Annotated in this window: 24 protein-coding genes and 1 tRNA gene; 11 read left to right on the plus strand and 14 right to left on the minus strand. The window is 64.6% G+C overall.

Annotation, left to right across the window (positions count from 1 at the left end; translation table 11 throughout):
- Positions 1-166: 166 nt before the first annotated feature.
- The gene (locus tag JY451_06785; protein QZH76243.1) at positions 167-505 is read right to left on the minus strand and encodes a GntR family transcriptional regulator; all 339 of its coding nucleotides are present in this window, start codon (positions 503-505) and stop codon (positions 167-169) included.
- A 192-nt stretch (positions 506-697) separates the two neighbouring features.
- Between JY451_06785 and JY451_06790 the strand changes: the two genes are divergently transcribed.
- Genes JY451_06790 through JY451_06805 form a run of 4 tightly spaced genes read left to right on the plus strand, consistent with a single transcriptional unit; the run spans position 698 to position 5,713 of the window.
- Positions 698-2,362, plus strand: coding sequence for a peptide MFS transporter (locus JY451_06790; GenBank protein ID QZH76244.1), 1,665 nt, complete (start codon positions 698-700; stop codon positions 2,360-2,362).
- A 7-nt stretch (positions 2,363-2,369) separates the two neighbouring features.
- On the plus strand, positions 2,370-3,743 hold the full coding sequence (locus JY451_06795) for an amidohydrolase (protein QZH76245.1): 1,374 nt from the start codon (positions 2,370-2,372) through the stop codon (positions 3,741-3,743).
- A complete protein-coding gene (locus tag JY451_06800; protein ID QZH76246.1) occupies positions 3,740-5,032 on the plus strand; it encodes an amidohydrolase family protein in 1,293 nt (430 codons plus the stop codon). The genes JY451_06795 and JY451_06800 overlap by 4 nt, the downstream gene beginning before the upstream one ends.
- A gap of 3 nt (positions 5,033-5,035) precedes the next feature.
- Positions 5,036-5,713, plus strand: coding sequence for an MFS transporter (locus JY451_06805; protein ID QZH76247.1), 678 nt, complete (start codon positions 5,036-5,038; stop codon positions 5,711-5,713).
- 87 nt (positions 5,714-5,800) lie between these two features.
- Here the strand turns inward: JY451_06805 and JY451_06810 are convergent, their stop codons facing one another.
- From JY451_06810 to JY451_06855, 10 genes are all read right to left on the minus strand, one after another.
- Positions 5,801-6,211 carry a DUF3035 domain-containing protein gene (locus JY451_06810; protein ID QZH76248.1) on the minus strand — a complete coding sequence of 137 codons (411 nt, stop codon included), beginning with the start codon at positions 6,209-6,211 and terminating at the stop codon, positions 5,801-5,803.
- A gap of 2 nt (positions 6,212-6,213) precedes the next feature.
- The gene (gene lspA / locus JY451_06815) at positions 6,214-6,753 is read right to left on the minus strand and encodes a signal peptidase II (protein ID QZH76249.1); all 540 of its coding nucleotides are present in this window, start codon (positions 6,751-6,753) and stop codon (positions 6,214-6,216) included.
- The gene (ileS, locus tag JY451_06820; protein QZH76250.1) at positions 6,750-9,881 is read right to left on the minus strand and encodes an isoleucine--tRNA ligase; all 3,132 of its coding nucleotides are present in this window, start codon (positions 9,879-9,881) and stop codon (positions 6,750-6,752) included. Before ileS ends, lspA begins: the two co-directional genes overlap by 4 nt.
- Positions 9,878-10,813: a bifunctional riboflavin kinase/FAD synthetase gene (locus JY451_06825; GenBank protein QZH76251.1), complete on the minus strand. Its 936-nt coding sequence runs from the start codon at positions 10,811-10,813 to the stop codon at positions 9,878-9,880. The genes ileS and JY451_06825 overlap by 4 nt, the downstream gene beginning before the upstream one ends.
- A complete protein-coding gene (locus tag JY451_06830) occupies positions 10,813-12,000 on the minus strand; it encodes a dipeptidase (GenBank protein ID QZH76617.1) in 1,188 nt (395 codons plus the stop codon). The genes JY451_06825 and JY451_06830 overlap by 1 nt, the downstream gene beginning before the upstream one ends.
- A 74-nt stretch (positions 12,001-12,074) precedes the next feature.
- On the minus strand, positions 12,075-12,581 hold the full coding sequence (locus tag JY451_06835; protein QZH76252.1) for a dihydrofolate reductase: 507 nt from the start codon (positions 12,579-12,581) through the stop codon (positions 12,075-12,077).
- Positions 12,582-12,584: 3 nt separating this feature from the next.
- The gene (locus JY451_06840; GenBank protein QZH76253.1) at positions 12,585-13,637 is read right to left on the minus strand and encodes a 5-(carboxyamino)imidazole ribonucleotide synthase; all 1,053 of its coding nucleotides are present in this window, start codon (positions 13,635-13,637) and stop codon (positions 12,585-12,587) included.
- Between the two features lie 117 nt (positions 13,638-13,754).
- The gene (gene purE / locus JY451_06845) at positions 13,755-14,237 is read right to left on the minus strand and encodes a 5-(carboxyamino)imidazole ribonucleotide mutase (protein QZH76254.1); all 483 of its coding nucleotides are present in this window, start codon (positions 14,235-14,237) and stop codon (positions 13,755-13,757) included.
- A gap of 4 nt (positions 14,238-14,241) precedes the next feature.
- Complete coding sequence (gpmA, locus tag JY451_06850) at positions 14,242-14,928, minus strand: 2,3-diphosphoglycerate-dependent phosphoglycerate mutase (protein ID QZH76255.1); 687 nt, start codon at positions 14,926-14,928, stop codon at positions 14,242-14,244.
- Positions 14,929-14,965: 37 nt separating this feature from the next.
- Positions 14,966-15,127: a hypothetical protein gene (locus JY451_06855; protein QZH76771.1), complete on the minus strand. Its 162-nt coding sequence runs from the start codon at positions 15,125-15,127 to the stop codon at positions 14,966-14,968.
- 111 nt (positions 15,128-15,238) lie between these two features.
- Between JY451_06855 and JY451_06860 the strand changes: the two genes are divergently transcribed.
- The 3 genes from JY451_06860 (at position 15,239) to JY451_06870 (ending at position 17,593) form a co-directional block, all read left to right on the plus strand.
- Positions 15,239-15,313 (plus strand) — tRNA-Thr (locus tag JY451_06860).
- Between the two features lie 223 nt (positions 15,314-15,536).
- Complete coding sequence (locus JY451_06865; protein QZH76256.1) at positions 15,537-16,010, plus strand: PH domain-containing protein; 474 nt, start codon at positions 15,537-15,539, stop codon at positions 16,008-16,010.
- Complete coding sequence (locus JY451_06870; GenBank protein QZH76257.1) at positions 16,007-17,593, plus strand: PH domain-containing protein; 1,587 nt, start codon at positions 16,007-16,009, stop codon at positions 17,591-17,593. The genes JY451_06865 and JY451_06870 overlap by 4 nt, the downstream gene beginning before the upstream one ends.
- A gap of 86 nt (positions 17,594-17,679) precedes the next feature.
- Here JY451_06870 and JY451_06875 read toward each other — a convergent pair whose 3' ends face one another.
- Positions 17,680-18,102, minus strand: a complete 423-nt coding sequence (locus JY451_06875) for a PRC-barrel domain-containing protein (GenBank protein ID QZH76618.1) — start codon at positions 18,100-18,102, stop codon at positions 17,680-17,682.
- Positions 18,103-18,274: 172 nt separating this feature from the next.
- Positions 18,275-18,577 carry an N-acetyltransferase gene (locus JY451_06880; protein QZH76258.1) on the minus strand — a complete coding sequence of 101 codons (303 nt, stop codon included), beginning with the start codon at positions 18,575-18,577 and terminating at the stop codon, positions 18,275-18,277.
- Positions 18,578-18,627: 50 nt separating this feature from the next.
- On the opposite strand from JY451_06880, the gene JY451_06885 reads away from it, so the two are divergent.
- Together JY451_06885 and JY451_06890 are read left to right on the plus strand one after the other, a co-directional pair.
- Positions 18,628-19,623 (plus strand): low specificity L-threonine aldolase, encoded by a 996-nt coding sequence (locus JY451_06885; protein QZH76259.1) that lies wholly within the window; start codon positions 18,628-18,630, stop codon positions 19,621-19,623.
- Complete coding sequence (locus JY451_06890) at positions 19,620-20,540, plus strand: DMT family transporter (GenBank protein ID QZH76260.1); 921 nt, start codon at positions 19,620-19,622, stop codon at positions 20,538-20,540. The genes JY451_06885 and JY451_06890 overlap by 4 nt, the downstream gene beginning before the upstream one ends.
- Here JY451_06890 and JY451_06895 read toward each other — a convergent pair.
- Positions 20,524-21,300, minus strand: coding sequence for an SDR family NAD(P)-dependent oxidoreductase (locus JY451_06895; GenBank protein ID QZH76261.1), 777 nt, complete (start codon positions 21,298-21,300; stop codon positions 20,524-20,526). The genes JY451_06890 and JY451_06895 overlap by 17 nt on opposite strands.
- Before the next feature lie 52 nt (positions 21,301-21,352).
- On the opposite strand from JY451_06895, the gene pepN reads away from it, so the two are divergent.
- Complete coding sequence (gene pepN, locus JY451_06900; GenBank protein ID QZH76619.1) at positions 21,353-24,013, plus strand: aminopeptidase N; 2,661 nt, start codon at positions 21,353-21,355, stop codon at positions 24,011-24,013.
- Complete coding sequence (pgeF, locus tag JY451_06905; protein ID QZH76262.1) at positions 24,006-24,692, plus strand: peptidoglycan editing factor PgeF; 687 nt, start codon at positions 24,006-24,008, stop codon at positions 24,690-24,692. Before pepN ends, pgeF begins: the two co-directional genes overlap by 8 nt.
- Positions 24,693-24,778 lie beyond the last annotated feature (86 nt).

Consider the following 24,778-nt stretch of genomic DNA (forward strand, 5'->3'; position numbering starts at 1 on the left):
TTATGGGTGCGACCCGCATGACGTCGATCGCCGAGCCAACGCGACCCGGTACTGATTTGCATTAAGATTGCCAGAGAATCGCATCCTGCGCAATGGCATAGCCGCATTTCCGGACAATTTAGGTGGATTGGTTCGCAGGAAGGACAATCCACTCCGGAATGGGCGATCACGCCTCTTCGAACAGATCGGCGATGCCGAGCCCCAGCCGCTCCATCCGTTCGCGGATACCCGGCCATTCCTCGCGCAAAAATGCCGCGCGTTCGCTGGCGCGCAGCTTGAGTGCCGCGCCTTCGCGGACGAACATGCCGACCCCGCGCTGCACGCGGATCAGGCCGTCGGACTGGAATTGCTGGTAGGCCTTGGCCACGGTGAGCGGGTTGGCCCCCTGCTCGGCGGCAAACGCGCGCACCGATGGCAACATTTCGCCCTCGCCATAACGCCCGTCGATGATTGCAGCGGCAATCTGTTCGCGCAGGCGCAGGTAGACGGGGCGGGTGTCGCTCATGGGTGCAGCAGTGCCATAATACAGCGGGGCAGGTCAAGCGCGGCGACACCAGAGTTGACATTGGGCAAGACAGTTTCACCGGCAACTTTTTGCGGCTTCACATGACTGAAACAATCGCTAGGGTGCGCGCTTTCCGGGCTACACCCGCGCCACTTAGAAGCGTCGGGACAAACAGATTAGGGACGCATCACTATGGTCGAAGGCATGTTCTTCACATTCGGTTCCGGCTTCGAGATGTGGGCCTTCCGCATCGCGGTGATCGCTCTGGCCGCCTTCCTGATCGGCGGCGTGGTGCTGGTAACCCGGCCGCAGGCAGAAGTGATCGGCCATCCCAAGGGTCTGTTCCTGCTGTTCATGGCCGAGATGTGGGAGCGGTTCTCCTACTACGGTATGCGCGCATTGCTGATTTTCTACCTGGTCCAGCACTGGCTGTTCTCGGACAGCGAGGCTTCGATCATCTACGGTGCCTATACCGCGCTGGTCTACATCACGCCGGTGGTCGGCGGCTATCTGGCGGATCGTTACATCGGCCAGCGCAAGGCGGTGCTGTTCGGCGCAGTGCTGCTCACCTTCGGCCACTTCTTCATGGCTTTCGAAGGCAGCGGCGGACAGGACGATCCGATTATCAACGTGTTCTGGCTGGCGCTAGCCCTGATCATCGTCGGCTCGGGCTTCCTGAAAGCCAACATTTCGGTCATCGTCGGCCAGCTCTATTCGCGCACCGACATTCGCCGCGACCCCGCCTACACCATCTTCTACATGGGCATTAACGTCGGCGCGGCGACCGCATCGATCATTTGCGGCTATCTCGGCCAGACATATGGCTGGCAGTACGGCTTCGGCCTTGCCGGTTTCGGCATGCTGCTCGGCCTGGTGTTCTTCGTCATCGGCAAGCCGCTGTTGCTGGGCAAGGGTGAGCCCAAGGATCCGGCAAAGATCGCCGGGATGAAGGAATGGGGCATTTACGGCGCTGGCCTCGCCATGGTGGCGCTGTGCTGGCTGGCCGTGCAATATCAGGCGCTGGTGGGCTATGTCGTCGGCGGATTCGGCGGCGCACTGGTGCTCTATGTACTGTTCACCGCCGTCACCAAGCTGGCACCGGAGGAGCGCGACCGCATCTTTGCAGCGATGTTCCTGATCCTCACTTCGATCGTGTTCTGGGCCCTCTTCGAACAGGCGGGCTCCTCGCTCAACCTGTTTACCGACCGGCATGTCGACACGGCGGGCGTCAACGCCTCGATGTTCCAGTCGGTCAATGCGATCTACATCGTGCTGCTGGCACCTTTGTTCGCGATGCTGTGGCAGGGGCTGGCCCGCAAGGGCGCTGAACCGAGCACACCGATGAAGTTCGGCCTTGCAATCATCCAGGTCGGCCTTGGCTTCCTTGTGCTTGTCTGGGGTTCGGAAGCTGCAGGGATCGACGTGCCCACGCCGGTCATCTTCATCTTCCTGATCTATCTGCTGCACACCACCGGCGAACTGTGCCTCAGCCCGGTTGGCCTTTCCGCCATGAACCGGCTTGCCCCGGCGCACATGGCATCGCTCATCATGGGCACCTGGTTCTTCGCTTCGGCCACCGGCAATTTCGCCGCCGGCATGATTGCCGCCGCCACCGGGGGCGAAGGAGTAGGTGAGGAAGCGGGCAAGCAGGTCGTGCTCGATGTGTACTGGACGGTGGGGCTCTATGCCGTCGGCATCGGCCTTGCAGTCATGGTGCTCAGCCCGCTGATCAAGAAAATGATGCATCTCGACTCGCTACGCGATGACAATGTCGGCGACGATCTCGAAGGCCAGGCGCAAGCCGGGGTCGAGGCGCAGGAAGCCGGCATTCACCCGACGATCCGGCCGCAGGGATAATATACACATGAACACCAGACCCACCCTCGTCGCGCTTTTCGCGCTCGTACTGGCAAGCTGTACTACGGCATCGGGTACGCAAGCTCCCGCGGCAGCGAGCGCCGCCACCGAGGCGGATGCGCCTTACCCGTCGACCTACGAACGCTATCCCGGAGTGCCGACCGCGCTGGTCGGCGCGACGGTGTACGATGGCGCAGGGGGCATGATCGAGAACGGCACCGTGCTGTTTGCCGATGGCGAAGTGGTCGGCATCGGCGGGGCGGACCTCGCCATCCCGGCAGGTTACACGCGGATCGATGCGACGGGCAAATTCGTCACCCCCGGCATCATCGATATCCACTCGCACCTCGGCAACTATCCCACGCCTTCGGTCGATGCGCACAGCGACGGGAACGAGGCCACCGATCCGACCACGCCCGAAGTCTGGGCCGAACATTCGGTCTGGCCGCAGGACCCCGGCTTTTCCCGCGCGCTGGCCAATGGCGGCATCACTTCGCTGCAGATCCTACCCGGATCGGCCAACCTGATGGGCGGGCGCACGGTTACACTCAAGAACGTGCCCAGCCGCACCGTGCAGGGGATGAAATTCCCCGGCGCGCCCTACTCGATGAAAATGGCCTGCGGGGAGAATCCCAAGCGCGTCTACGGCGGCCGCAACCGGATGCCATCCACGCGAATGGGCAATTTCGCTGTCAACCGCGAAACCTTCCTGCAAGCGCAGGAATACATGGCGGAGGAAAGCCCCGATCGAGACCTCGCGATGGAAACGCTGGCGGGCGTGCTGCGTGGCGAAATCCTGATCCAGAACCACTGCTACCGGGCCGACGAAATGGCGCTGGTGCTCGATATGGCGGACGAATTCGGCTATACTGTCGCCGCCTTCCACCACGCGGTGGAAAGCTACAAGATCGCCGACCTGCTGCGCGAGAACGAGGTCTGCTCGGCCGTCTGGGCGGACTGGTACGGCTTCAAGATGGAAGCCTACGACGCCATTCCCGAAAACGCTGCCTTGCTGCACCAAGCCGGGGCCTGCGTGGTGATCCATTCGGATGACGAGAACGGCATCCAGCGATTGAACCAGGAAGCCGCCAAGGCGCAAGCCGACGGGGCAAGGATGGGGATAGCCATATCCGATGCGGACGTGATCTCGTGGATCACGCTCAACGCCGCGCGGGCGATGGGGATTGCCGACATGACGGGCAGCCTCGAAGCGGGCAAGATGGCCGACATCGTGCTGTGGAACGGCGATCCGCTGTCGATCTATTCGCGGCCGGAAATGGTCTGGATCGACGGGGCGGTGATGTACGACATGAACAATCCGGCGATGCGCCCGGTGAGCGATTTCGAACTTGGCCAGCCGGGTGAGGGAGACACGAAATGAGCCGCGCCCTTCTCCTTGGCGTTGCCGCCCTCGCGCTCAGCGCCACTCCACTCGCCGCACAGGATGTCGCGGTAACCGGGGCCACCGTCGCCACCGGAGACGGCAGCGAGCCGATCCGCAATGCCACCGTGGTGGTGCAGGGCGGCCGCGTGGTCGCCGCCGGAGCGGGCGTTGCCGTGCCTGCGGGCATGACCGTTGTCGATGGCAGCGGCCTGTGGGTCACCCCCGGCCTGTTCGCTTCGATCACTAATCTCGGCCTCGTCGATGTGGGCGCGGTGGGCGAAAGCAACGATGAGGAGGCCGGCAACTCGCCGTTCAATGCCGCGCTCGACGTTGCGCCCGCTATCAATCCGCAAGCACAGGATTTCGGCTACAGCCGCGCAGGCGGAGTGACCCGTGCCTCGGTTACCCCCTCGGCGGGTTCGGACATTTTTGCTGGCCAAGGCGCGGTGATCGATCTGGGAGCGGATTTCGACGCGGTGCGTCAGCGCCGCGCTTTCCAGCACGTCGAAATGGGCGAACGCGGCGCGCGGCTCGCGGGCGGCAGCCGCACTGCCGTGCATACGCTGATCCGCAACGCCTTGTTCGAAGCCAGCCGCCTCGCCGAAACCGGCGAGCGGGATGACGATGCCCTGCTCACCCGCTTCGATGCGCTGGCGCTGGCACCTGTGGTGCGCGGCGAACAGAAGCTTTACGTCACCGTCCACCGCGCGGCGGACATCCTCTCGGTGCTGGCGCTCCGTGATGAATTCCCCGCGCTGGACATGGTGCTGGTAGGCGTCACCGAAGGCTGGATGGTCGCCCCGCAGATCGCGGCGGCGGACGTGCCGGTGATCACCAATGCGCTGGTCGATCTCCCCTCCAGCTTCGAGCGGCTGGCTGCGACGCAGAGCAATGTCGGGCGGATGGTTGATGCCGGAGTGCGGGTGGCTATCGGCGGCTATGAAAGCAGCGGCGATCATCCACGCGGATTGCCACAGCAGGCGGGCAACATGGTTGCGCTGAACGGCGTACCCGGCGCGACTGGCTTGAGCTGGGGCGAGGCGTTCGCGACTATAACTTCAGTCCCTGCCAGTATCGGCGGACTGGAAGGCACGGCTGGCGTCCTGCAAGCGGGCGCGCACGGTGATCTGGTGATCTGGGATGGCGATCCGCTCGAACTGTCGAGCGCGCCCTTGCGGGTGTTTATCGACGGGGTCGAACAGCCGCTCGACAACCACCAGACGCGGCTCCGGGAACGCTACCGCACGCTCGACGAAAGCCAGTTACCGGCAGCATACCGGCGCTAGTCAATGGAGGCGGCGCTCTCATCGCTGATCGCCGCCAGCCTGGCCTTCGTCGGCACCCATTTCGCGCTCTCGCACCCGCTGCGCGCACCGCTGGCGCGGGTGCTTGGTGCGACCGGGTTCATGGCGCTTTATTCGCTGGTGGCGCTGGCGTGCCTGTACTGGATGAGCAGCGCGTTCCAGGCTGCGCCCGCGAGGTCGCTGGGCGGTAGTGGAACGGTTGGCTGGGTGATCGCCAGCGCGTTGACACTGGTGGCCGTGGTGCTGCTGCTGGGTTCGTTCAAAAGCAATCCCGCACTTCCCGCTCCGGGAGCAGAGCAGCTTGCCGCCACCCGCGAGCCGAGCGGCGTGTTCTCCGTCACCCGCCACCCCATGATGTGGAGCTTCGCGCTCTGGGCAGTCTCCCACATCGTGCTGTGGTGGAGCTGGCGCACCAATGTGGTCGCGCTCGCCATCCTGGTCCTTGCCCTGCTCGGCGCGCACTTGCAGGACCGCAAGAAGGCCGCGCTGATGGGGGACGGTTGGCAGGCGTGGCAGGCGCGCACCACTTACTGGCCGCGCTGGGGCAGGCTTTTTGGCGCGGGCTGGCTGCTGTGGCTGGTAGCGCTGGCGGGATGGCTGGCGCTGACATGGCTGCATCTGGCGCTGGCGGAGATACCCGCGGGAGCCTGGCGTTGGTTCTAGGAACAACAATCGCGCCCGAATAACAGCGCGCAAAGCCTAGCTGTCACGAAGGAACAGCCGGGCGGACGCGTGCGCTCAGGCACGAAATCAGGAGGGGATCACCGCCCGGGCGCTCTGCCCGTCACCTTCGGGCGCGGCAAGAATGGCGCGGACTTCCGCACCCTTGTCCACCGTGTAGGTGTCAGGATCGCCGACGCTCGAACGGATGCCGGGTTCGACAACGCCTGCCTGCAACAGCGTCGCGCGTTCCACCGCGCTGCGCTGCGCCGGGCCGCCGAACAGCGCTTCGAGTGCCTGCTGCGAGGCGGTACCTTCGACCGGGCGCGGGGCGCCGGGGGCGGGAGGAACGAGGTGGAAATCGGGCGGCACTACCAGCGGGGCCTGCCGCTGCACGGCGAATTCGTCGGGCCTTTCGCGGCTGGCGAGATTCACGCCGCCGCAAGCCGAAAGCGCGGTCGCACCGAGGGCGAGGAGGAGAATGCTGGATTTACGGGCCATGGTCAAAAACTCTTGTCTGGTGTCTCGGCAGGAGCGGGATCCTGCGCTTCGGGCGGTTTCTCGCGCATGAACAGCGCGCGGGCAAGGATAATCACCACGCCCACGGTGATAGCGGCATCGGCGACGTTGAAAATCAGGAATGGGCGGAAATCCCCGAAATGCAGGTCGGCAAAGTCGATCACGTAGCCGTAGGTGTAGCGATCGACGATATTCCCCGCCGCGCCGCCGAGAACCATGCCCAGCGCAAGGATATCGCCGAGCAGCTTTTCGCGGAACATCCATACGGCCACCACGCTGGCTATCAGCGCGGTGACACCGACGAGAATCCAGCGCATTTCCATGCTCGTCGCCTCGAACATGCCGAGCGAGACGCCGTAATTGTTGGTGCGGGTGAAATCGAAGAACGGCAGGATGGGATAGTTCTCGCCCACCTGGTCGAGCCCGAGATCGTCGACGACGTAGCTCTTCAGCCACTGGTCAGCAGCGAAGATCAGCGCGGCCAGCGCGAGGCCCAAGGCGCGGAATTTGGCGAGCGGACTCATGCGCCAGTACTCATTGGGGTCTCCGCTTGCGCGTCCATTTCGGCGACGACTTCCTCGCAACGATTGCAGAGGTCGCCGTCCTCGGTGACTTCGGGCAGGTGACGCCAGCAGCGGCCGCATTTGGCAAAGTCCGACTTCTGGACCTGCGGCGGTTCGCTGGATTTGACGAACGTGACCAGGCCAGTGATGAACAGTTCAGCCAAGAAGCCCTCATCAATTTCGCTGTAATCGCTAAAGATTGCCTCCAAGTCGGAGATTGCAATCTCTGCTTCCAAGCTGGACCGGATGATCTTTTCGCGCCGAAGCGGTTCGATCGCCTCGGACACGCTTTCTCTCAGCGCCCTCAGGACGCTCCAACGCGCCAAATCAGCCTCGGCAACCGGCACCTCCGGCCACTCCAGCAAATGCACGCTCCCCTCGTCCGGATAGCGTGTCCCCCAAACCTCTTCCGCCGTGAACACCAGCACCGGGGCAGCGTAGCGGATCAACGCGTGGAACAGCACGTCGAGCACGGTGCGATAGGCGCGGCGTTCCACGCTCGCGGGCGCATCGCAATAGAGCCGGTCCTTGCGGATATCGAAGAAGAACGCCGAGAGGTCCTCGTTGGCAAAGGTGCTCAGCTCGCGGATGTAGGCGTTGAAATCGAAATCATCGACTGCCTGCCGCAGCTTGCCGTCGAGTTCGCCCAGCAGCGCGAGCATGTAGCGCTCCAGTTCGGGCATCGCCGCCACATCCACTCGCTCGGTCTCGCTGAACCCGTCCAGCGCCCCGAGCAGGTAGCGGAAGGTGTTGCGCAGCTTGCGGTACTGGTCGGCCACCCCTTTCAGGATTTCCGGGCCGATCCGGTGATCCTCGGTGTAATCGACGCTGAGCGCCCACAGCCGGATGATATCCGCGCCGTATTCCTCCATCACCTTGAGCGGATCGACGGTATTGCCGAGGCTCTTGGACATCTTGCGGCCATCGGCGGCCATGGTGAAACCGTGGGTCAGCACCGCCTTGTACGGTGCGCGACCACGGGTGGCGCAGCTTTCCAGCAAGCTCGACTGGAACCAGCCGCGATGCTGGTCACTGCCTTCGAGATAGAGATCGGCGGGCGACTGGAGATCGGGCCAGCGCCCGCTTTCGAGCACGAAGGCGTGGGTGGAGCCCGAATCGAACCACACATCGAGGATGTCGTGGATCATCTCGTAATCGTCGGGGTTGCGATCCGGGCCAAGGAAATGCGCCGCGTTATCCGCCGACCAGCCATCGACGCCTTCGGTATTGATGGCGGCGACAATGCGCGCGTTGACTTCCGGATCGACGAGGTATTCGCCCCTCTTGCGATCGACAAACAGCGTGATCGGCACGCCCCAGGCCCGCTGGCGGCTGAGCACCCAATCGGGGCGGCCTTCGACCATTGAACCGATACGGTTCTTACCCTTGGTCGGAACGAACCGGGTTTGTTCGATGGCGTTGAGGGCGGTTTGGCGGAGAGTGCTTTGGGCGGACCTTGGCGCGTGGCCTTCGACAGGCTCAGGCTGAGCGGAATGTGTGCTTGAACCACTGTCCAAAACCCGCTCATCCTGAGCTTGTCGAAGGACAGCCACCGCGCTCTCCCCAAGCCCCCGATCCATCGGCACGAACCACTGCGGGGTGCAGCGATAGATCACCTTGGCCTTGCTCCGCCACGAATGCGGATAGCTGTGCTGGTAATCCGCCGAGGCAGCCAGCAGCGCCCCCGCTTCGCGAAGGTCGGTGCAGATCGGCCCGTCGGGCGCGTTGAACTTGGGATTGATGACGCTGCCCTGCCCGCCGAGCCAGGCCCAGTCCGCGCGATACCTGCCGTCGGCTTCCACCGCGAACACCGGATTGATGCCGTGCGCCTTGCACAGATCGAAATCGTCCTCGCCATGATCGGGCGCCATGTGGACGAGGCCGGTGCCGGAGTCGGTGGTGACGAAGTCGCCGGGGAGCATCGGGCGGGGCCGGAGGAAGAATTCTGCGAGTGGGGAGCTTGGGTCGATATTGCCCTCTAAATCGTCACCCCGGACTTGATCCGGGGTCCCGCTGCCCTCGCTACTGTCCGCATTCAAGCGGGACCCCGGGTCAAGCCCGGGGTGACGGAAAAGGTTGGCCATCGGGTGTCGGCAGAGGGTTCCGGCTAGGTCGGAGCCTTTGAACTCCGTACAAACGCTGCCGCCCGATCGTTCGGCCAACTCACCATAATTGTCACGAAACTCGCTAGCCGAGACACTATGGTCGGCAAGCATTTGCTGGCCGTCACCGCCATTGTGATAGCGCGCCCTGAAACTTGGTCCGAGTTCCCTTGCGACCAGATACCGTCGCCCACCCAGGAAATTGAGTTCATACTCAACCTCAGGCCCATAAGCCAAAGCCTGGTTCACCGGGATCGTCCACGGCGTGGTCGTCCAGATCACCGCGTGCGCGCCGACCAATTCCGGAATCGGCGACGAAACAATCTCGAAGGCCACATCCACCTGCGTCGAGACGATGTCCTCGTACTCGACCTCGGCCTCGGCTAGCGCAGTCTTTTCCACCGGCGACCACATCACCGGCTTCGCGCCGCGATAGAGCTGGCCGCTTTCGGCGAACTTGAGCAATTCGGCGACAATCCCCGCCTCGGCCTCGGGCGCCATCGTCAGGTAGGGATCGTCCCACTCGCCCAGCACGCCCAGCCGCTTGAACTGCTCGCGCTGCACATCGACCCACTTCTGCGCATAGTCGCGGCATTCGGCGCGGAATTCGCGCGGGGGAACCTCGTCCTTGTTCTTCTTCTGCTTGCGGTAGGCTTCTTCCACCTTCCATTCGATCGGCAGGCCGTGGCAATCCCAGCCGGGCACATAGGGCGCATCCTTGCCCAGCAGCCCCTGCGTGCGCACCACCGCATCCTTGAGCACCTTGTTGAGCGCGTGGCCGATATGGATATCGCCATTGGCATAGGGCGGACCATCGTGGAGGACGAACTTCTCCCGCCCCGCGCGGCTTTCGCGCATCAGGCGGTAGAGGCCCTCGTTCTCCCAGCGCGCGAGAATGCCCGGCTCCTTCTGCGGGAGCCCGGCCTTCATGGGGAAATCGGTCTTCGGGAGGAAGACGGTGTCTCGGTAATCGCGCTTCTGGGTCATTGCGAGGCGGCAACTAGTAGGTCGCGCGCCCGTTCGCAATCGGCTTCCATCTGCGCCATCAGCGCATCCATGCTCTCGAACTTCGCCTCCGGCCGCAGGAAGTGGCGGAACTCGACGTCCAGTTCCTGCCCGTAGAGATCGCCGACAAAGTCGAAGAAATAGGGTTCGAGCAGTTCCTTGGGCGGATCGAAACTCGGCCGCACGCCAAGGTTCGCCGCGCCCTGCAACGCCTGCCCGGTCGCCACCACCCGCCCGCTGACGGCATAGATGCCGAAGCGGGGGCGAAGGTAGGCACCCATGTCGAGATTGGCGGTGGGATAGCCCAGCTTGCGCCCGCGCTTGTCGCCGTGGATCACCGTGCCGCGCACCGTGAAAGGGCGGGTGAGTAGTCTTGCGGCGGCTTCGCAATCGCCCGCCTTCAGCGCATCGCGCACCCGGCTGGAGGAAATCACCTGCCCGTCCTGCTCCACCGGCCCGACCTGCCGCGTGGCAATCCCGCAGGTGCTGCCGACATCGCGCAACACGCCGACATTGCCGCCGCGCCCCTTGCCGAAAGTGAAGTCCTCTCCCGTCACCACCCCTGCCGCGCCGATCTGTGTCGCCAGCAAGTCACGGACGAACGCGTCCGCGGTGGTCGCCGCCAGTTCGTCATCGAACTGGAACACCAGCATGGCATCGGCCCCCGCCGCCATGAACAACTCCTCGCGCTGGTCGAGACTGGTCAGGCGGAACGGCGGCACATGCGGGGCGAAGTGGCGGATCGGGTGCGGATCGAAGGTGGCGACCACCGCCGGGCGGCCCTCGGCCCGCGCCCAGTCCACCGCTTCGGCCACCACCCGCTGATGGCCCTGGTGGAACCCGTCGAAATTCCCCAGCGCCAGGATTGCGCCGCGCAAAACCTCGGGGACAGCGTCACGATGGCCCAGTCGCATCAGGTCCCCCTCCCGCTCGCGGGAGGGGTTAGGGGAGGGCCTGTTTCGCGCGCTGGTTCGTTGACAGGCCCTCCCCCGGCCCCTCCCGCAAGCGGGAGGGGAGAAATGCCCGCCCGCAGCACCCGCAGCGCGTTCAGCCCCATGATCGCGCGGATCTCGTTTTCGGTGAATCCGCCGTCGAGCAGTCCTTGCGTCACTTGAACCAATTGTGCGGTGTCGAAACCCACCGTTACCGTGCCATCGTAGTCGCTGCCGAGCGCGACATGCTCCACCCCGACAAGATCGGTGATGTGGCGCATGGCGGCGACGATCGCTTGCCGAGAGGTGCCGCAGACCGCGCCGTCGAAGTAGCCTACCCCGATCACCCCGCCGGTGGCGGCGACTCCGCGAATTTCCTCGTCGGTCAGGTTGCGGTTGACCGCGCAGGTCGCCTGCACCCCGCCGTGGCTGGAGACGACGGGCCGTGTGGCCATTGCCAGCACTTCACTGACACACTGGTGGCTGCAATGGGCGATATCGACCACGATGCCCATGCGCTCCATTTCGCCCACCATTTCGCGCCCGAACGGAGTCAGCCCGCCCTTGTCCTCGCCGTGCATCGATCCGGCCAATTCGTTGTCGAAGAAATGGGTCAGCCCCGCCATCCGCAATCCGGCATCGTACAACCGCTGGAGGTTGGCCCCATCGCCCTCAAGATTGTGCAGCCCCTCGACCGAGAAGATCCCGCCGATGGGCCGCCCGGTGGCATCGCGCTCGGCCAGCACAGCGTCGATATCTTCGGGCGAGCGCACCGTGCGCAGCGCATCGGGCGCCTGCTCGGCCGCCAGTTCCAGCCGCCGCGCGTGCCACAGCGAGCGCTCGAACAGCGAGAACCAGGTCGGCATCGGCTGCAGCTGCCCGATCGCGAGCAGCGTGATATCGTCGCGCGCCGTAGCGGAATTGTTGTCGAAATTCAGCCCCGCAGGTGATTTGCTGACGCTGGAGAAGACCTGCAGGCTGACATTGCCGTCGATCAGCCGGGGCAGGTCCATGTGGCCCCGCTCGGCGCGTTCGAGCGGATCGCGCTTCCACATCAGCGTGTCCGAATGCAGATCGACGATCACGAGGCTGGCGTGCAGCGCGCGCGCCCCGTCGGAAATTTCGGGGAGCGGCGCGTCGGCGATCAGGTTCATCCGCCGCTCGGCCATGCCGGGGCCGAAGACGAAGAAGCCGACCACGCCGAAAAGCAGCAGGGTCCCCAGCCATTTGGCGATCCGCAGCTTCACGCGCGCCGCTCGAAGGTGACGAAATCGTAGGGCGGGAAGCCGCCAGCCGCCGGGCGGCTTTCGCGCGCCACTTCGCGCCAGGCGGGATCGTCAGCGGGGGAACGCATCGTGACGTCGCCCTCGGTTTCCTCATACACTTCGGTCAGCTCGAACGTGGTCGCCTTGTCCCATAGCAGTTCGAAAATCTCCGCCCCGCCGATCACCGCAATGTCGCCATCGCCAGCCAGCGCCAGCGCATCCTCCGGCGAATGCGCCACTTCAGCGCCTTCAGCCTGCCAATGCCTGTCGCGGGTGAGCACCACATGGCGACGTCCCGGCAGCAGGCCCGGCAGGCTTTCGAACGTCTTGCGCCCCATCACCATCGGGAGTCCCAGTTTGTTTTGGCCCATGGTCAGCGCCTTGAACCGCCGCAGGTCCTCCGAAATCGCCCACGGCACCGCGCCGTCACGGGCGATCACACCATTGGTCGCGCGGGCGACGATGAAAGAGATATCCTGTGCCACGCCTCAACCCACCCGCGTGATGTGGCCCATCTTGCGCCCGTCACGCGCTTCGGCTTTGCCGTAGAGATGGAGGTGGGCGGCAGGATCGGTGAGGTGCCGCATAATATCGAGCGCGCCCGCGCCGATAAGGTTGTCCATCACGATCCGCTCGGCCAAGCTGGACGTATCGCCCAGCGGCAGGCTGCAGATCGCGCGAATGTGGTTTTCGAACTGGCTGGTGACCGCACCCTCGATCGTCCAGTGCCCCGAATTGTGCACGCGCGGGGCCATTTCGTTGAACACCGGGCCGTCCGCCGTGGCAAAGAACTCGCAGGTCAGCACCCCGACATAGCCCAGCGCCTCAGCCAGCCTCTGGGCCAGCGCCCGCGCTTCGCCCACCTGCTGGCCGACCACGGCGGGGGCGGGCAGTTCGCTGTGCGACAGGATACCCTGAGCGTGGGTATTGCGAGGCGAATCCCAGAACCGCACCGCGCCATCCCGCCCGCGTACGAGGATTACCGAGAACTCGCATTCGAACCGCACTTTCGCTTCATAGACGCAGCCGGATTGCGGGATACGGATGCCCTGCGCTTCCTCGGCGCGCGCGATTGCCCACTGGCCCTTGCCGTCATAGCCGTCGCGGCGGGTCTTCAGGATGCCGGGCGTGCCGATCCGGTCCACCGCGCCCGCCAGTTCGCTGTCATGATCGACCGCGGCGAAGGGCGCGGGATGACCGCCGAGTTCGAGCATGAAGTTCTTTTCCCGCACCCGGTCCTGCGCCACTTCGAGCGCGCGGGTGCCGGGAGCGAGCATGTCCGCCGGGATCACTGCCAGCGGCTCCACCGGCACATTCTCGAATTCGTAAGTGACGACATTGCAGGCGGCGGCAAATGCGGCGAGTGCCTCGCGGTCATGCCATTTGGCGCAGGTGAACCGGGCGGAGACATCGGCAGCAACGCTGTCGGCCTCGGGCGCATAGATATGGCAGCGATAGCCGAGCTGCGCGGCCGCCATGGCCAGCATCCGCCCCAGCTGTCCGCCGCCGAGGATGCCGATTGTCGCACCGGGCTTCAGCATTCCCACTCCCAATCCCGCTCAGGCCGGGCCTGTCGGAGCCCTGCACATTGTCCTGCCACTGATAAAAAGGAAAACCCTCGCTTCGACAAGCGCCGGGCGATCCGTAGCCGGGGAAGATCAGTCCTGCGGCACTTCCGCCACCGAAGCACTCTGCGCCGCGCGCCATGCCTGCAACCGGATCGAAAGCCCTTCGTCCCCCAGCGCCAGGATCGAGGCGGCGAGCAGACCCGCATTGGTCGCCCCCGCTTCGCCGATCGCCAGCGTTCCGGTCGGAATCCCGGCAGGCATCTGCACGATCGAGAGCAGGCTATCGAGGCCGTTCAGAGCCTTGGATTTCACCGGCACGCCGAGCACCGGCAAGTGGGTGAGCGCGGCCAGCATCCCCGGCAGGTGCGCCGCCCCGCCTGCGCCTGCGATAATCACCTTGAACCCCTCGCCCGCCGCGCTCTTGCCGAAAGCGTGCAGCCGGTCCGGCGTGCGGTGCGCGGAGACGATGCGCGCTTCGTAAGCCACACGCAGCTCGTCGAGCACCTTGGCGGCGCATTGCATGGTCGGCCAGTCGGACTGGCTGCCCATCACGATTGCTACAGGAGCAGTCATCCTCTCACATGTCCTTCAGATAACGCATCGCGCCCGGCTGCATCACCTCATCGAACTCATAGACGATCGGCTGCCCGGTAGGGATTTCCAGCCCGGTGATATCGTCATCCGAAATGCCCGAAAGGTGCTTCACCAGTGCGCGCAAGCTGTTGCCATGTGCGGAAATGATGACCGTCTCGCCGCTCGCCAGCTGCGGCAGGATCGCGCTTTCCCAATAGGGCAGCACCCGCGCGATGGTCAGCTTGAGGCTCTCCGTCTGCGGAATGGCGATCCCGGCGTAGCGCGGATCGGTGGAGAGATCGAATTCACTGCCCTTCTCCAGCACCGGCGGCGGTACGTCGAAGCTGCGCCGCCAGACCAGCACCTGCTCGTCGCCATGCTTTTCGCGGGTTTCCTGCTTGTTGAGCCCGGTCAGCCCGCCATAGTGCCGCTCGTTGAGCCGCCAGTCCTTGGTTTCGGGAATCCACAGCCGCTCGCACTCCTCCAGTGCAAGATGCAGTGTCTTGATCGCGCGCTTCTGCACACTGGTGAAGGCGACACTGGGGAACAGGCCGTGCTCCTTGAGCAGGCGCCCGGCGGCGCGTGCTTCCTCGGCGCCCTTTTCGGTGACATCGACATCCCACCAGCCGGTGAACCGGTCGGCAAGGTTCCATTCGCTCTGGCCATGGCGGACGAGGATCAGCGTGGGCACGGGGATATTTCTCCGGTTGTCGGCTAAGCTGCGCGCCCTAGCGGTCTGCGGCGGGATTGGAAAGACTCGGCGAATCGGGCTGGGGTAGGGACTCGGAAGGTGCATCGCCCGCAAGCGCCTTGCCCTGTACCTTTCGGCGCCGCAGGTTCTCGCGCAGCTTGGCAGCGAGCCGTTCCTCGCGGGCAGTATCCTTAGTCATGCCACGCATAGTGCAGCAAGCGTTGCGCAGGCTCAAGCATGGCTTGACTTTCCCCCGCCCCGCGCCAATAGCGCGCCCCTGCCCGACGGGACGACCCGGAACGGGCCGGACGCTGCTGTAGCTCAGTGGTAGAGCACACCCTTGGTAAGGGTGAGGCCGAGAGTTCAATCCTCTCCAGCAGCACCATTTTTCTTTAGGATCGCCCGTCCGGGCGATCATCCTCGGTGCTGCTCCCTTCGCTGCGCTGCGGGGCACCTGCGGGCGCGCGTTCGCGCTTGCGGGCCTTCGGCCCGTTCAGTGACCCTACTGCCTACTGCCTACTGCCTACTGCCTACTGCCTATTGCCTATTGCCTATTGCCTATTCCCTATTCCCTATTCCCCTTCCCCCAAAGGTGCCTTATCTCTATAATGCACCGGATGACCGAAGAACCTCTCACTCCGCTCGATCCTGGTTACACCACTATCCTGCGGATCGAGGGGCTGCTTATCACCCTGCCGTTTATCGTCGCAGCTACCGTGCTTGCGCTCGTCGAGGCGTTGCCGCCCTGGGCGCCCGGAATTCCGGTGCTGTTGCTCGCTATTGTCCTCATCGGCATTGTGCCAATCAAGAAGTACCAGTCGCGCGGCTATCACATGGCGGTGGACCGCCTACGAGTGGTTAAGGGCGTGCTGTTCCATGCCGATACCGTGGTGCCGTTCAGCCGGGTGCAGCATCTCGATGTCGAGCAGGGGCCGCTTGAACGCGCGTTCGGAATCGCGAGACTGATCCTGCACACCGCGGGGACGCACAATGCCTCGGTCACGCTGCCAGGGCTGGCCCATGCCGATGCGATTGCGATGCGCGAGGACATTCGCGCCCATGTGAAACGCGAGTCGCTGTGAGCCACCCTGTGAGCGACAGCGCGGACGAGATCGAAATCGGCGAATGGCGGCGGGTCAGCCCGCTGAGCATAGCCGCTCAGGGCGTGCGTTCGCTTGCATCGGCGGCGATTCCGCTGGGTTTCGTCCTGTTCGGAGCTTCCAGCCAGAGCAGCGAGCTCGCGACGATTGCGGCTTACGCCGTGCCGATCCTGCTGGTGGTCGTCGCGCTCAACCTGGTGCCGCCATGGCTCGGCTGGGTGCGGCTTCGCTATCGCGTGGGGGAAAGCGATGTGCGGCTGGAGCAGGGCATTATCAGCCGTTCGGCGCGCTCGGTGCCCTATGACCGGATCCAGGATGTCAGCCTCGAACAGAAACTGATCCCGCGCCTGCTTGGGCTGGTCGAAGTGCGGTTCGAAACCGGTGCGGGCGGCAAGGACGAGCTGAAGCTGGCCTATGTCAGCGAGGCAGAGGGCGAGCGCCTGCGCGAAGTAGTACGGGCACTCGTGGAGGGGGCGGAAGGCGACGTCGCCGCACCCGCCGATGGCGAGCCTGTCGAGGCGGTGCCGGAGGGCCGCCTGCTGTTCGCAATGGGGCAGGGGCGATTGTTCACTTATGGCCTGTTCAGTTTCTCGCTAGTGGTGTTCGCGGTGCTGCTGGGCGCGGCGCAGCAATTTGAATTCCTGCTGCCGTTCGATTTGTGGGAATATGTCGGATCGTGGTTTGAAGACGCGCGCTATGCCGAGGCGGGAAGCTACATCGACAGCTTCGATACCGGGGCGCGGGTGCTTGCGGTGCTCTATCTGCTCGCCAGTGTGATCGTGGTAGGTTTGGCGAGCGGGGTGGTGAAGACTTTCGTGCGCGACTGGGGCTTCCGGCTCGATCGCACGGCCAAGGGATTCCGTCGCCGTCGGGGTCTGTTGACCAAGACCGATGTGGTGATGCCGGCTCACCGGGTGCAGGCGCTGGTGCTTTCTACCGGCATCCTCCGGCGCCGGTTCGGCTGGTACGGCCTGTCCTTCATCAGCCTGGCGCAGGATTCGGGCAGTGCCAATCACGAAGTCGCGCCGTTCGCCCGGCTCGCGGAGGTGGCGCCGATTGCGCAGGAAGCCGGATTCAGCCTGCCCGATGAGAGCGAGCAATGGCGCAGGCCCAGCCCGAACTACTATTTCGATCGGGCGATGATAGCCTGCCTCGTCGTGACCGTGCTGGGAATCATTGGCTTAACCGCTGCAGCCGCTTCGACTGAGGGTTTCGTGCCCGGACTCGCCGTGATCGGGGCTGTCATTCTTGGCATAGTCGGCGTGATCGCCGCGCGCGAGTTTTACCTGTGGCGGTATGATCGCCATGCGCTCGATCCCGCACAGGTGCTGTCGCGGCGCGGTTGGCTCGCTCCGCGCACGCAAGTGGCGAACCGGGTGAAGCTCCATTCGGTAGAGATCGCGCAAGGGCCGCTGGCGCGCTGGCGCGGCTATTGCGACCTGCGGTTCGGACTGGCAGGCGGGAGCATGGCCTTTAACGGGCTGGCGCTCGAGGATGCGCGCAAGCTGCGCTCCGCCGTGCTCGAAAGCATCGCCAGTGTCGACTTCGCGCGGTTGCCAAAATAATCGCCCGCACGAAAATGGGCCCCGACATTTCACCGGAGCCCATTCGCTTCGCGCATTGCCATCCTCTTCGCGCATTGATGGCGAGATCAGTACATCAGGCCGTAATAGCCATAGACTTGGCGCCCATATTGCTCATCGTAGGAAGGGGTCTTGTCTCGACCATACGACGGGGCATCGCTCAGGCGCGACTTGTCGATATTGACGACATAGCCGCCGCGATCGGTATCGTAGTCCAGCGCGTCCCAAGGTACGGGGAAATAGCTTTCACCCATGCCAAGAAAACCGCCGAAGCTCATCACCGTATATTCAATCCGGCCCGACCGTTTGCCGAGCATGACATGATCGATCGTTCCCAGGTGTTCGCCGTCGGTTGAGTAAACCTTGGTTCCCTCGACCTTGTCGGAAGAAATCAGGCTATCGGTCTCGTCGCGCTCAAGCGGGCGCGAGCGATCGAACTGCGCACGGCGATTCAGTTCGTCATCCGAATAATTGCTGCGATTGGTCTGCATGGTCTGATTCATGGTGCTGCTCCACTGGAGCCGACTGCGGACGCGATCCCGGACGGATGCTTGGCGGGCACACGGCCCAAAGCGTCTTGAAAACGCCGTCGGCGTGTTCAATCTCTCAACGGGTGAGAGGTCTCGCCGTTCCGGAATTTCCTAGCTTTACCGCAGCTTGGGCTCAACTCGGCGTGTCAGCCAGGAGGTCAGCCCATTCGGGATGTTTGCGGAACAGCGCGGCGACGTAGGGGCACTGTGGGACGATCGTGAAATCTTTCGTTCGGGCATCTGCAATCATCGCCTCGACCAGCTTTGCCGCGATCCCCTGACCGCGCGCCTGCGGCGGAGTAAACGTGTGATTGGCGATACGCGCCTCGCCCCGAGCGCGCCAGGTCAGTTCGGCCTGCACCTCGGTTCCGGGCACATCGGCGCGGTAGGCACCGTGGGTGGTCTCGTCGGTGGCGATAATTTCGATCTCGGTCATCATGTTCTCCTGCTTGCGCACAACCGCCTCCACCGCCATTGCGTTCCGCGATGCAATTTCTGTCCGACAATGCCGCCCCCGTCCACCCGCGCGTGTGGGAAGCCATGCGCAAGGCCGATGTGGCGGATTCGCCCTACGACACTGATGCGCTGAGCCGCGAGCTTGACGCGCGGTTTACCGCGCTGTTCGGGCGGGACTGCGCGGCGCTGTGGGTGGCGACGGGGACGGCGGCCAACTGCCTCGCGCTGGCGACAATGGTGGAGCCGCACGGCGGCGTGGTGTGTCACCGTGAGGCGCATATCGAGATGGACGAGTGCGGCGCGCCGGGGTTCTACCTGCACGGGGCGAAGCTGCTGCTGGCCGAGGGCGACGGGGCCAAGCTGACTCCGGAAGGGATCGGCGAAGTGCTGGCAGGCATCACGCGCGGCGTGCATCAGGTTCCGGCGCAGGCCGCCTCCATCACGCAAGCGAGCGAATACGGCCTCGCCTACCGCCCCGAAGAAGTGGCGGCGATTGCCGCACTGACGCGGGAGCATGGTCTCGGCCTGCACATGGACGGGGCGCGGTTTGCCAATGCGGTGGCCTTCCTTGCTTGCGCGCCCGCCGATGCGGCAGGGCCGATCGACGCGCTGAGCTTCGGCTGCGTCAAGAACGGCGGCATGGGGGCCGAAGCGATCGTGTTCTTCGATCCGGCCAAGGCCGATCTGGTCCGCTGGCGGCGCAAACGCGCCGGGCATTTGCAGAGCAAGGGACGCTATCTGGCGGCGCAGGTGCTGGCGATGCTGGAGGACGACCTGTGGCTCGAAAACGCCCGCGCGGCCAATGCGGCGGCGGCGATCATCGCGGAAGACGCTGACGACAGGCTGGTCCATCCGGCGCAGATCAACGAACTGTTCGTGCGGATGGACGCTGCCGAACGCGCTGCCCTTCGCGCGCAAGGCTTTGCCTTCTACGATTGGGACGACACCTGCGTGCGGCTGGTCACCAGCTGGGCTACCGATCCCCACGACGCGCGGGCGCTGGGCCGCGCGATTGCCGCTTTATGAGCGAGAACCCTCCGCACGCCCTGCTACGCCCGGCCATCGTGCTGCCCTTCGTGCTGGTGGCGCTGATCTGGGGTTCGACCTGGTTCGTCATCACCACCCAGATCGATGACGAGACCGCGCTATGGTCGGTCACCTGGCGGTTCGCGATGGCCACTCCGGCGATGTTTGCGCTGGCGCTGCTGATGCGCAAGCCGCTCGGCATGGGCGCAAAGGCGCATGGGTTGGCGCTGGCGATGGGGCTATTCCAGTTCTGCGGCAATTACACTCTGGTCTACCTGTCCGAACTTCACCTGACTTCGGGGATCGTCGCGCTGCTGATCGGGATGATGCTGGTGCCCAATGCCATCCTTGGGCGGATCATGCTGGGTGAGGCGATCACCGCGCGGTTCATGCTGGGCAGCGGGCTGGCGCTGGCGGGCATTGCGCTGCTTCTGGTCAACGAGGCGCGCGCCGCGCCGCTGGGTGGCAATGTGGCGCTCGGCACCATGCTGGCGCTGGGAGCGATGCTCGCAGCCTCGATCGCCAATGTGGTGCAAGCGGGGAGCACGGGGCGCAGTGTCCCACTGATCAGCTTGCTGGCGTGGTCGATGCTCTACGGCACACTGATCGACGGGGGGCTGGCCTGGGTGGTGGACGGCCCGCCGATACTGCCAACCCATGCCGGGTTCTGGCTGGGCACGGCATGGCTGGCGCTGGCAGGATCGGTAGTGACTTTCCCGCTCTATTACCAGCTTGTGCGCGATCTGGGAGCAGGGCGCGCAGCCTACAACGGGGTGCTGGTGGTGGTGATCGCTATGCTGATCTCGACCCTGTTCGAGGACTATCGCTGGACCCCGCTGGCGGTAGCCGGGGGTATGCTGGCGACGGTAGGGATGATCGTGGCGCTGCGGGCGCGGCAGGTCAAAGCAGGGACTTGAGGCCGTCCCGATAGGTCGGATAGCGCGGCTGCCAGCCGAGCACCCGCTTCGCCTTGCCGTTCGCGACCCGGCGGTTCTCGGCATAGAAACCGCGCGCCATCGGGCTGAGGCCTGCCTGGTCCATCGTCTGCAACGGCGGCGGTGCAACACCGAGCAGGCGGCACGCCTCCTCGATCACCGCGTTCTGGCTACACGGCAGGTCGTCGGCGAGATTGTAGGCTCCGGGCGGCGCATTACCTGTCATCGCCGCGATCACGCCGCTGGCGATGTCCTCGACATGCACCCGGCTGAAGACCTGATCGGACAGGTCGATCCGGTGCGCCTTGCCTTCGCGCACGCGGTCCAGAGCGGAGCGACCCGGCCCGTAGATGCCCGGCAGGCGGAAGACGACTGCCCCGCGCGCAAGCCACTCAGCGTCAGCATCGGAGCGCGCGCCGCGTCTGCCGCCGCCTGTAGGCGCGCTTTCATCCACCCAAGCCCCTTTGGTATCGCCGTAAACGCCGGTGGAAGAGAGGTAGAAGTGACCTCGACCATTTAGGAGATGCCGGTAGCGTGTCAGAACTGGATCACACCCATCGGCAGGTGGTACGCTGGACAAGACAAAGCTGGCGTCCTGCAAGGCAGCGCGAACGAGAGCCTCGTCCCCAAAGTCGATGTTGCCGTCTCTCCCGGTGGCGGAAACCTGCCACCCCAGAGCATCGGCTCGTGCCTTGATGCGCTTTGCCGTGTAACCCAGCCCGAAAATGAACAGATGTGCCATGCCGAACGTTTAGCCTCTCGACACGCGCAGGATAAGGCCCCAGTTTTCGATGATGGATATTGCCCGCACCCCCTCCACCCCCGATGGCAACCCCGAGATGGCCGACGCCGCCGGTGAACCGCACGATCCTGCAACCATCCACCGCAAGGATTACAAGCCGTTCCCCTGGTTGGTGCCCGAAGTGGCGCTCCATTTCGATCTGGGTCTCGATGCGACGCGGGTGGTCGCGCGGCTGACGGTTGCGCGTAATGCCAGGGCCGATGCCTCGCCGGTGATCCGGCTCAACGGAGACGAACTGGTCCCGCTCAGTGTATCTGTCGACGGCGAACACGTCAGCAACTGGTCTATGGACGGCGGCGACCTGCTTGTTCCGCTGCCTGGTGGTGCGCACGAAATCAAGGTAATCACGCAGATTGACCCTTCTGCCAACACGAAGCTGATGGGCCTCTACGCTTCCGAAGGGATGCTCTGCACCCAGTGCGAGGCCGAGGGGTTCCGCCGGATCGCCTTCTTCCCCGATCGCCCCGATGTGCTCTCGACCTATCGCGTGAAGATGCAGGGGCCGAAGGCGCAGTTTCCGGTCTTGCTCTCCAACGGCAATCTGGTGGCCGAGGGCGAGGAAGCGGACGGTAACCACTGGGCCGAATGGCACGACCCCTGGCCCAAGCCGAGCTACCTCTTCGCGCTGGTGGCGGGCGATCTGGTCGCCAACAAAGACAGCTTCACCACCATGTCGGGCCGCGAAGTCGCGCTCGCCATCTGGGTCCGGGACGGCGACCAGGGCCGCACCGGGCACGCGATGGAATCGCTCAAGCGCTCGATGCGCTGGGACGAGGAGGTGTTCGGGCGCGAATACGATCTCGACCGGTTCAACATCGTCGCCGTTAGCGATTTCAACATGGGGGCGATGGAGAACAAGGGGCTCAACGTCTTCAACACCAAATATGTGCTGGCGGACGAGGACACTGCCACCGACGGCGATTTCGACGGGGTGGAAGGCGTGATCGCGCACGAATACTTCCACAACTGGTCGGGCAACCGGGTCACCTGCCGCGACTGGTTCCAGCTTTCGTTGAAGGAAGGCTTCACCGTGCTGCGCGACCAGCTGTTCAGCCAGGACATGGGTTCGGCCCCGGTCAAGCGGATCGAGGATGTGCGAGTGCTGCGCGGGGCGCAGTTCCCCGAGGATTCGGGCCCGCTCGCCCATCCGATCCGGCCCGACAGCTTCCGCGAGATCAGCAATTTCTACACCGCCACGGTGTACAACAAGGGCGCCGAAGTCATCCGCATGATGCGCACGATGGCTGGTGAAGAGCGGTTCCGCGCCGGCTGTGATCTCTATTTCGACCGCCACGATGGCGAGGCCGCTACCTGCGAGGATTTCATCCGTGCGATGGAAGAGGGTGCAGGGCTCGATCTGACGCAGTTCCGCTTGTGGTACGCGCAGGCGGGCACGCCCAAGGTGACGGTGCGGCTGACCCACGAAGGGGACGCCGCCACGCTGCATCTGGCGCAGGAAGTTCCTCCCACTCCCGGCCAGCCCGACAAGCAGCCGATGCCGATTCCGCTCAAGGTGGCGCTCTATGACGCAAAGACGGGGAGCCATGCGGGCGAGCAATTGTTGGTGCTGGATGAGGCCGAGGCCAGCTTCATCTTCCCCGGCCATGCCACGCCGCCAGTGCTGTCGATCAACCGCGGTTTTTCCGCCCCGGTAGTGATCGAACGCCAGATCGCCCGCGACGAACTGGTGTTCCTCGCCGCGCACGATGACGATCCTTTCGCCCGTTACGAGGCCTTGCAAGAACTGATCGTGCGGCAATTGCAGGACGCTGTCGAGGATCGGCTGGACCAGGCGGCGCGCGAATCGGGGCAGCAGGCCATTGCCGGAGCCATCAAGGCGGTGCTGGCCGACGTAGCGCTCGACGACCTGATGCGCGGCGAATTGCTGGTGCTGCCGGGGGAAGGCTATCTGGCGGAAACCATGCTGGTCGCCGATCCGGGGCGCATCCACACCGAGCGGCAGGCGCTGCGCGCTGCGGTGGGCGCAGCGCTTGAGGCGGAGTTCACCGCGCTCCACGCCCGCGCTTCTGCCGTGCCCTACAGCCTCGATGCCGAGGCGCGCGGGGCGCGCAAGGTGAAGACGCAGGCGCTGGTCTATCTCGCGGCGGGTAGTCCTGAACGCGCCACACAACTGGCGGCAGGGCAGTATGACGCGGCGGACAACATGACCGACCGGCAGGGGGCGCTGATGGTGCTCACCGGTTTGTCGGGGATCGAACGGACCAATCGCCTGCTCGATTTCTACAACCACAACCGCTATCGCGCCAATCCGCTGGTGGTAGACAAGTGGTTCAGCCTTCAGGCCGGATCGCTGCACCCGCACGTGCTTGATCACGTCAAGGCGCTGGCGGAGCATCCCGATTTCACTCTGAAGAACCCCAACCGGGTGCGCTCGCTGTATATGGCGATGGCGGTCAATCCGCCTGCCTTCCATGCTCCCGATGGCACGGGCTACGCGATGATCGCCGACCTGATCCTCGCGCTCGATCCGATCAATCCGCAGACCGCCAGTAGGTTCGTCCCGCCGCTGGGGCGGTGGAAGCGGATCGAGCCGGGGCGCTCGGCGCTGATGCGCCAGCAGCTGGAGCGGATCATGGCCGCGCCCGGCCTGTCGCGCGACACGCAGGAACAAGTGAGCCGCAGCCTTGGCTGAGCCGCGCGAATTTTTGCAGGCCGAAGCGCTGGCTGGCGTGCCACACGGCTTTTTCACTGGCATCGGCTATGAAGGCCCGCCCGATGCGTCACTGATCGTCCCCGGCGGGCAGCTCGTGTTGGTGAAGCAGGTTCATTCCCCCATCGCGCTGGCGGTGAATGGGCCTTTCGCCGATGACGCTCGCCCCGAAGCCGATGCGCTGGTGACCGCAACCCCCGGCGTTGTCCTTGGTGTTGTCACCGCCGACTGCGCCCCGGTGCTGCTGGTGGACCAGACAGCGGGCGTAATCGGTGCTGCCCACGCCGGCTGGCGCGGCGCGCATTTCGGGGTGCTGGAGGCCACTGTGCGACGGATGGAGGAGCTGGGGGCGAAACGCGGCAATATCAGTGCCGCCATCGGCCCCACCATTGCGCAGGCCAGCTACGAGGTTGGCTGGGACTTCGTCGAGCAGTTCGAGGAGCGCCACCAGCGCTTTTTCACTCGCAGCACCCCGGGCAAGTGGCAGTTCGACCTGCCCGCCTATGTCGGCTGGCGACTCGCGGCGCTGAAGCTGGGCTGGATCGAGACCTTGGCGATCGATACCTACACCGACGAAGCGCGCTTCCATTCCTACCGCCGCGCCACCCATCGCGGCGAACCCACCTATGGCAGGCAGTTCTCCCTAATCGGCCTGTCGTAAACCTGCATCGCCCCGTCGATTCGGGCAGTCGTTGCAATAAGCGGTCACAACAGGGCCAAAAGGCGGGTTGGCAGGGCGGATTTGCT

This window comes from Erythrobacter sp. (assembly GCA_019739335.1).
Classification (GTDB): Bacteria; Pseudomonadota; Alphaproteobacteria; order Sphingomonadales; family Sphingomonadaceae; genus Alteraurantiacibacter.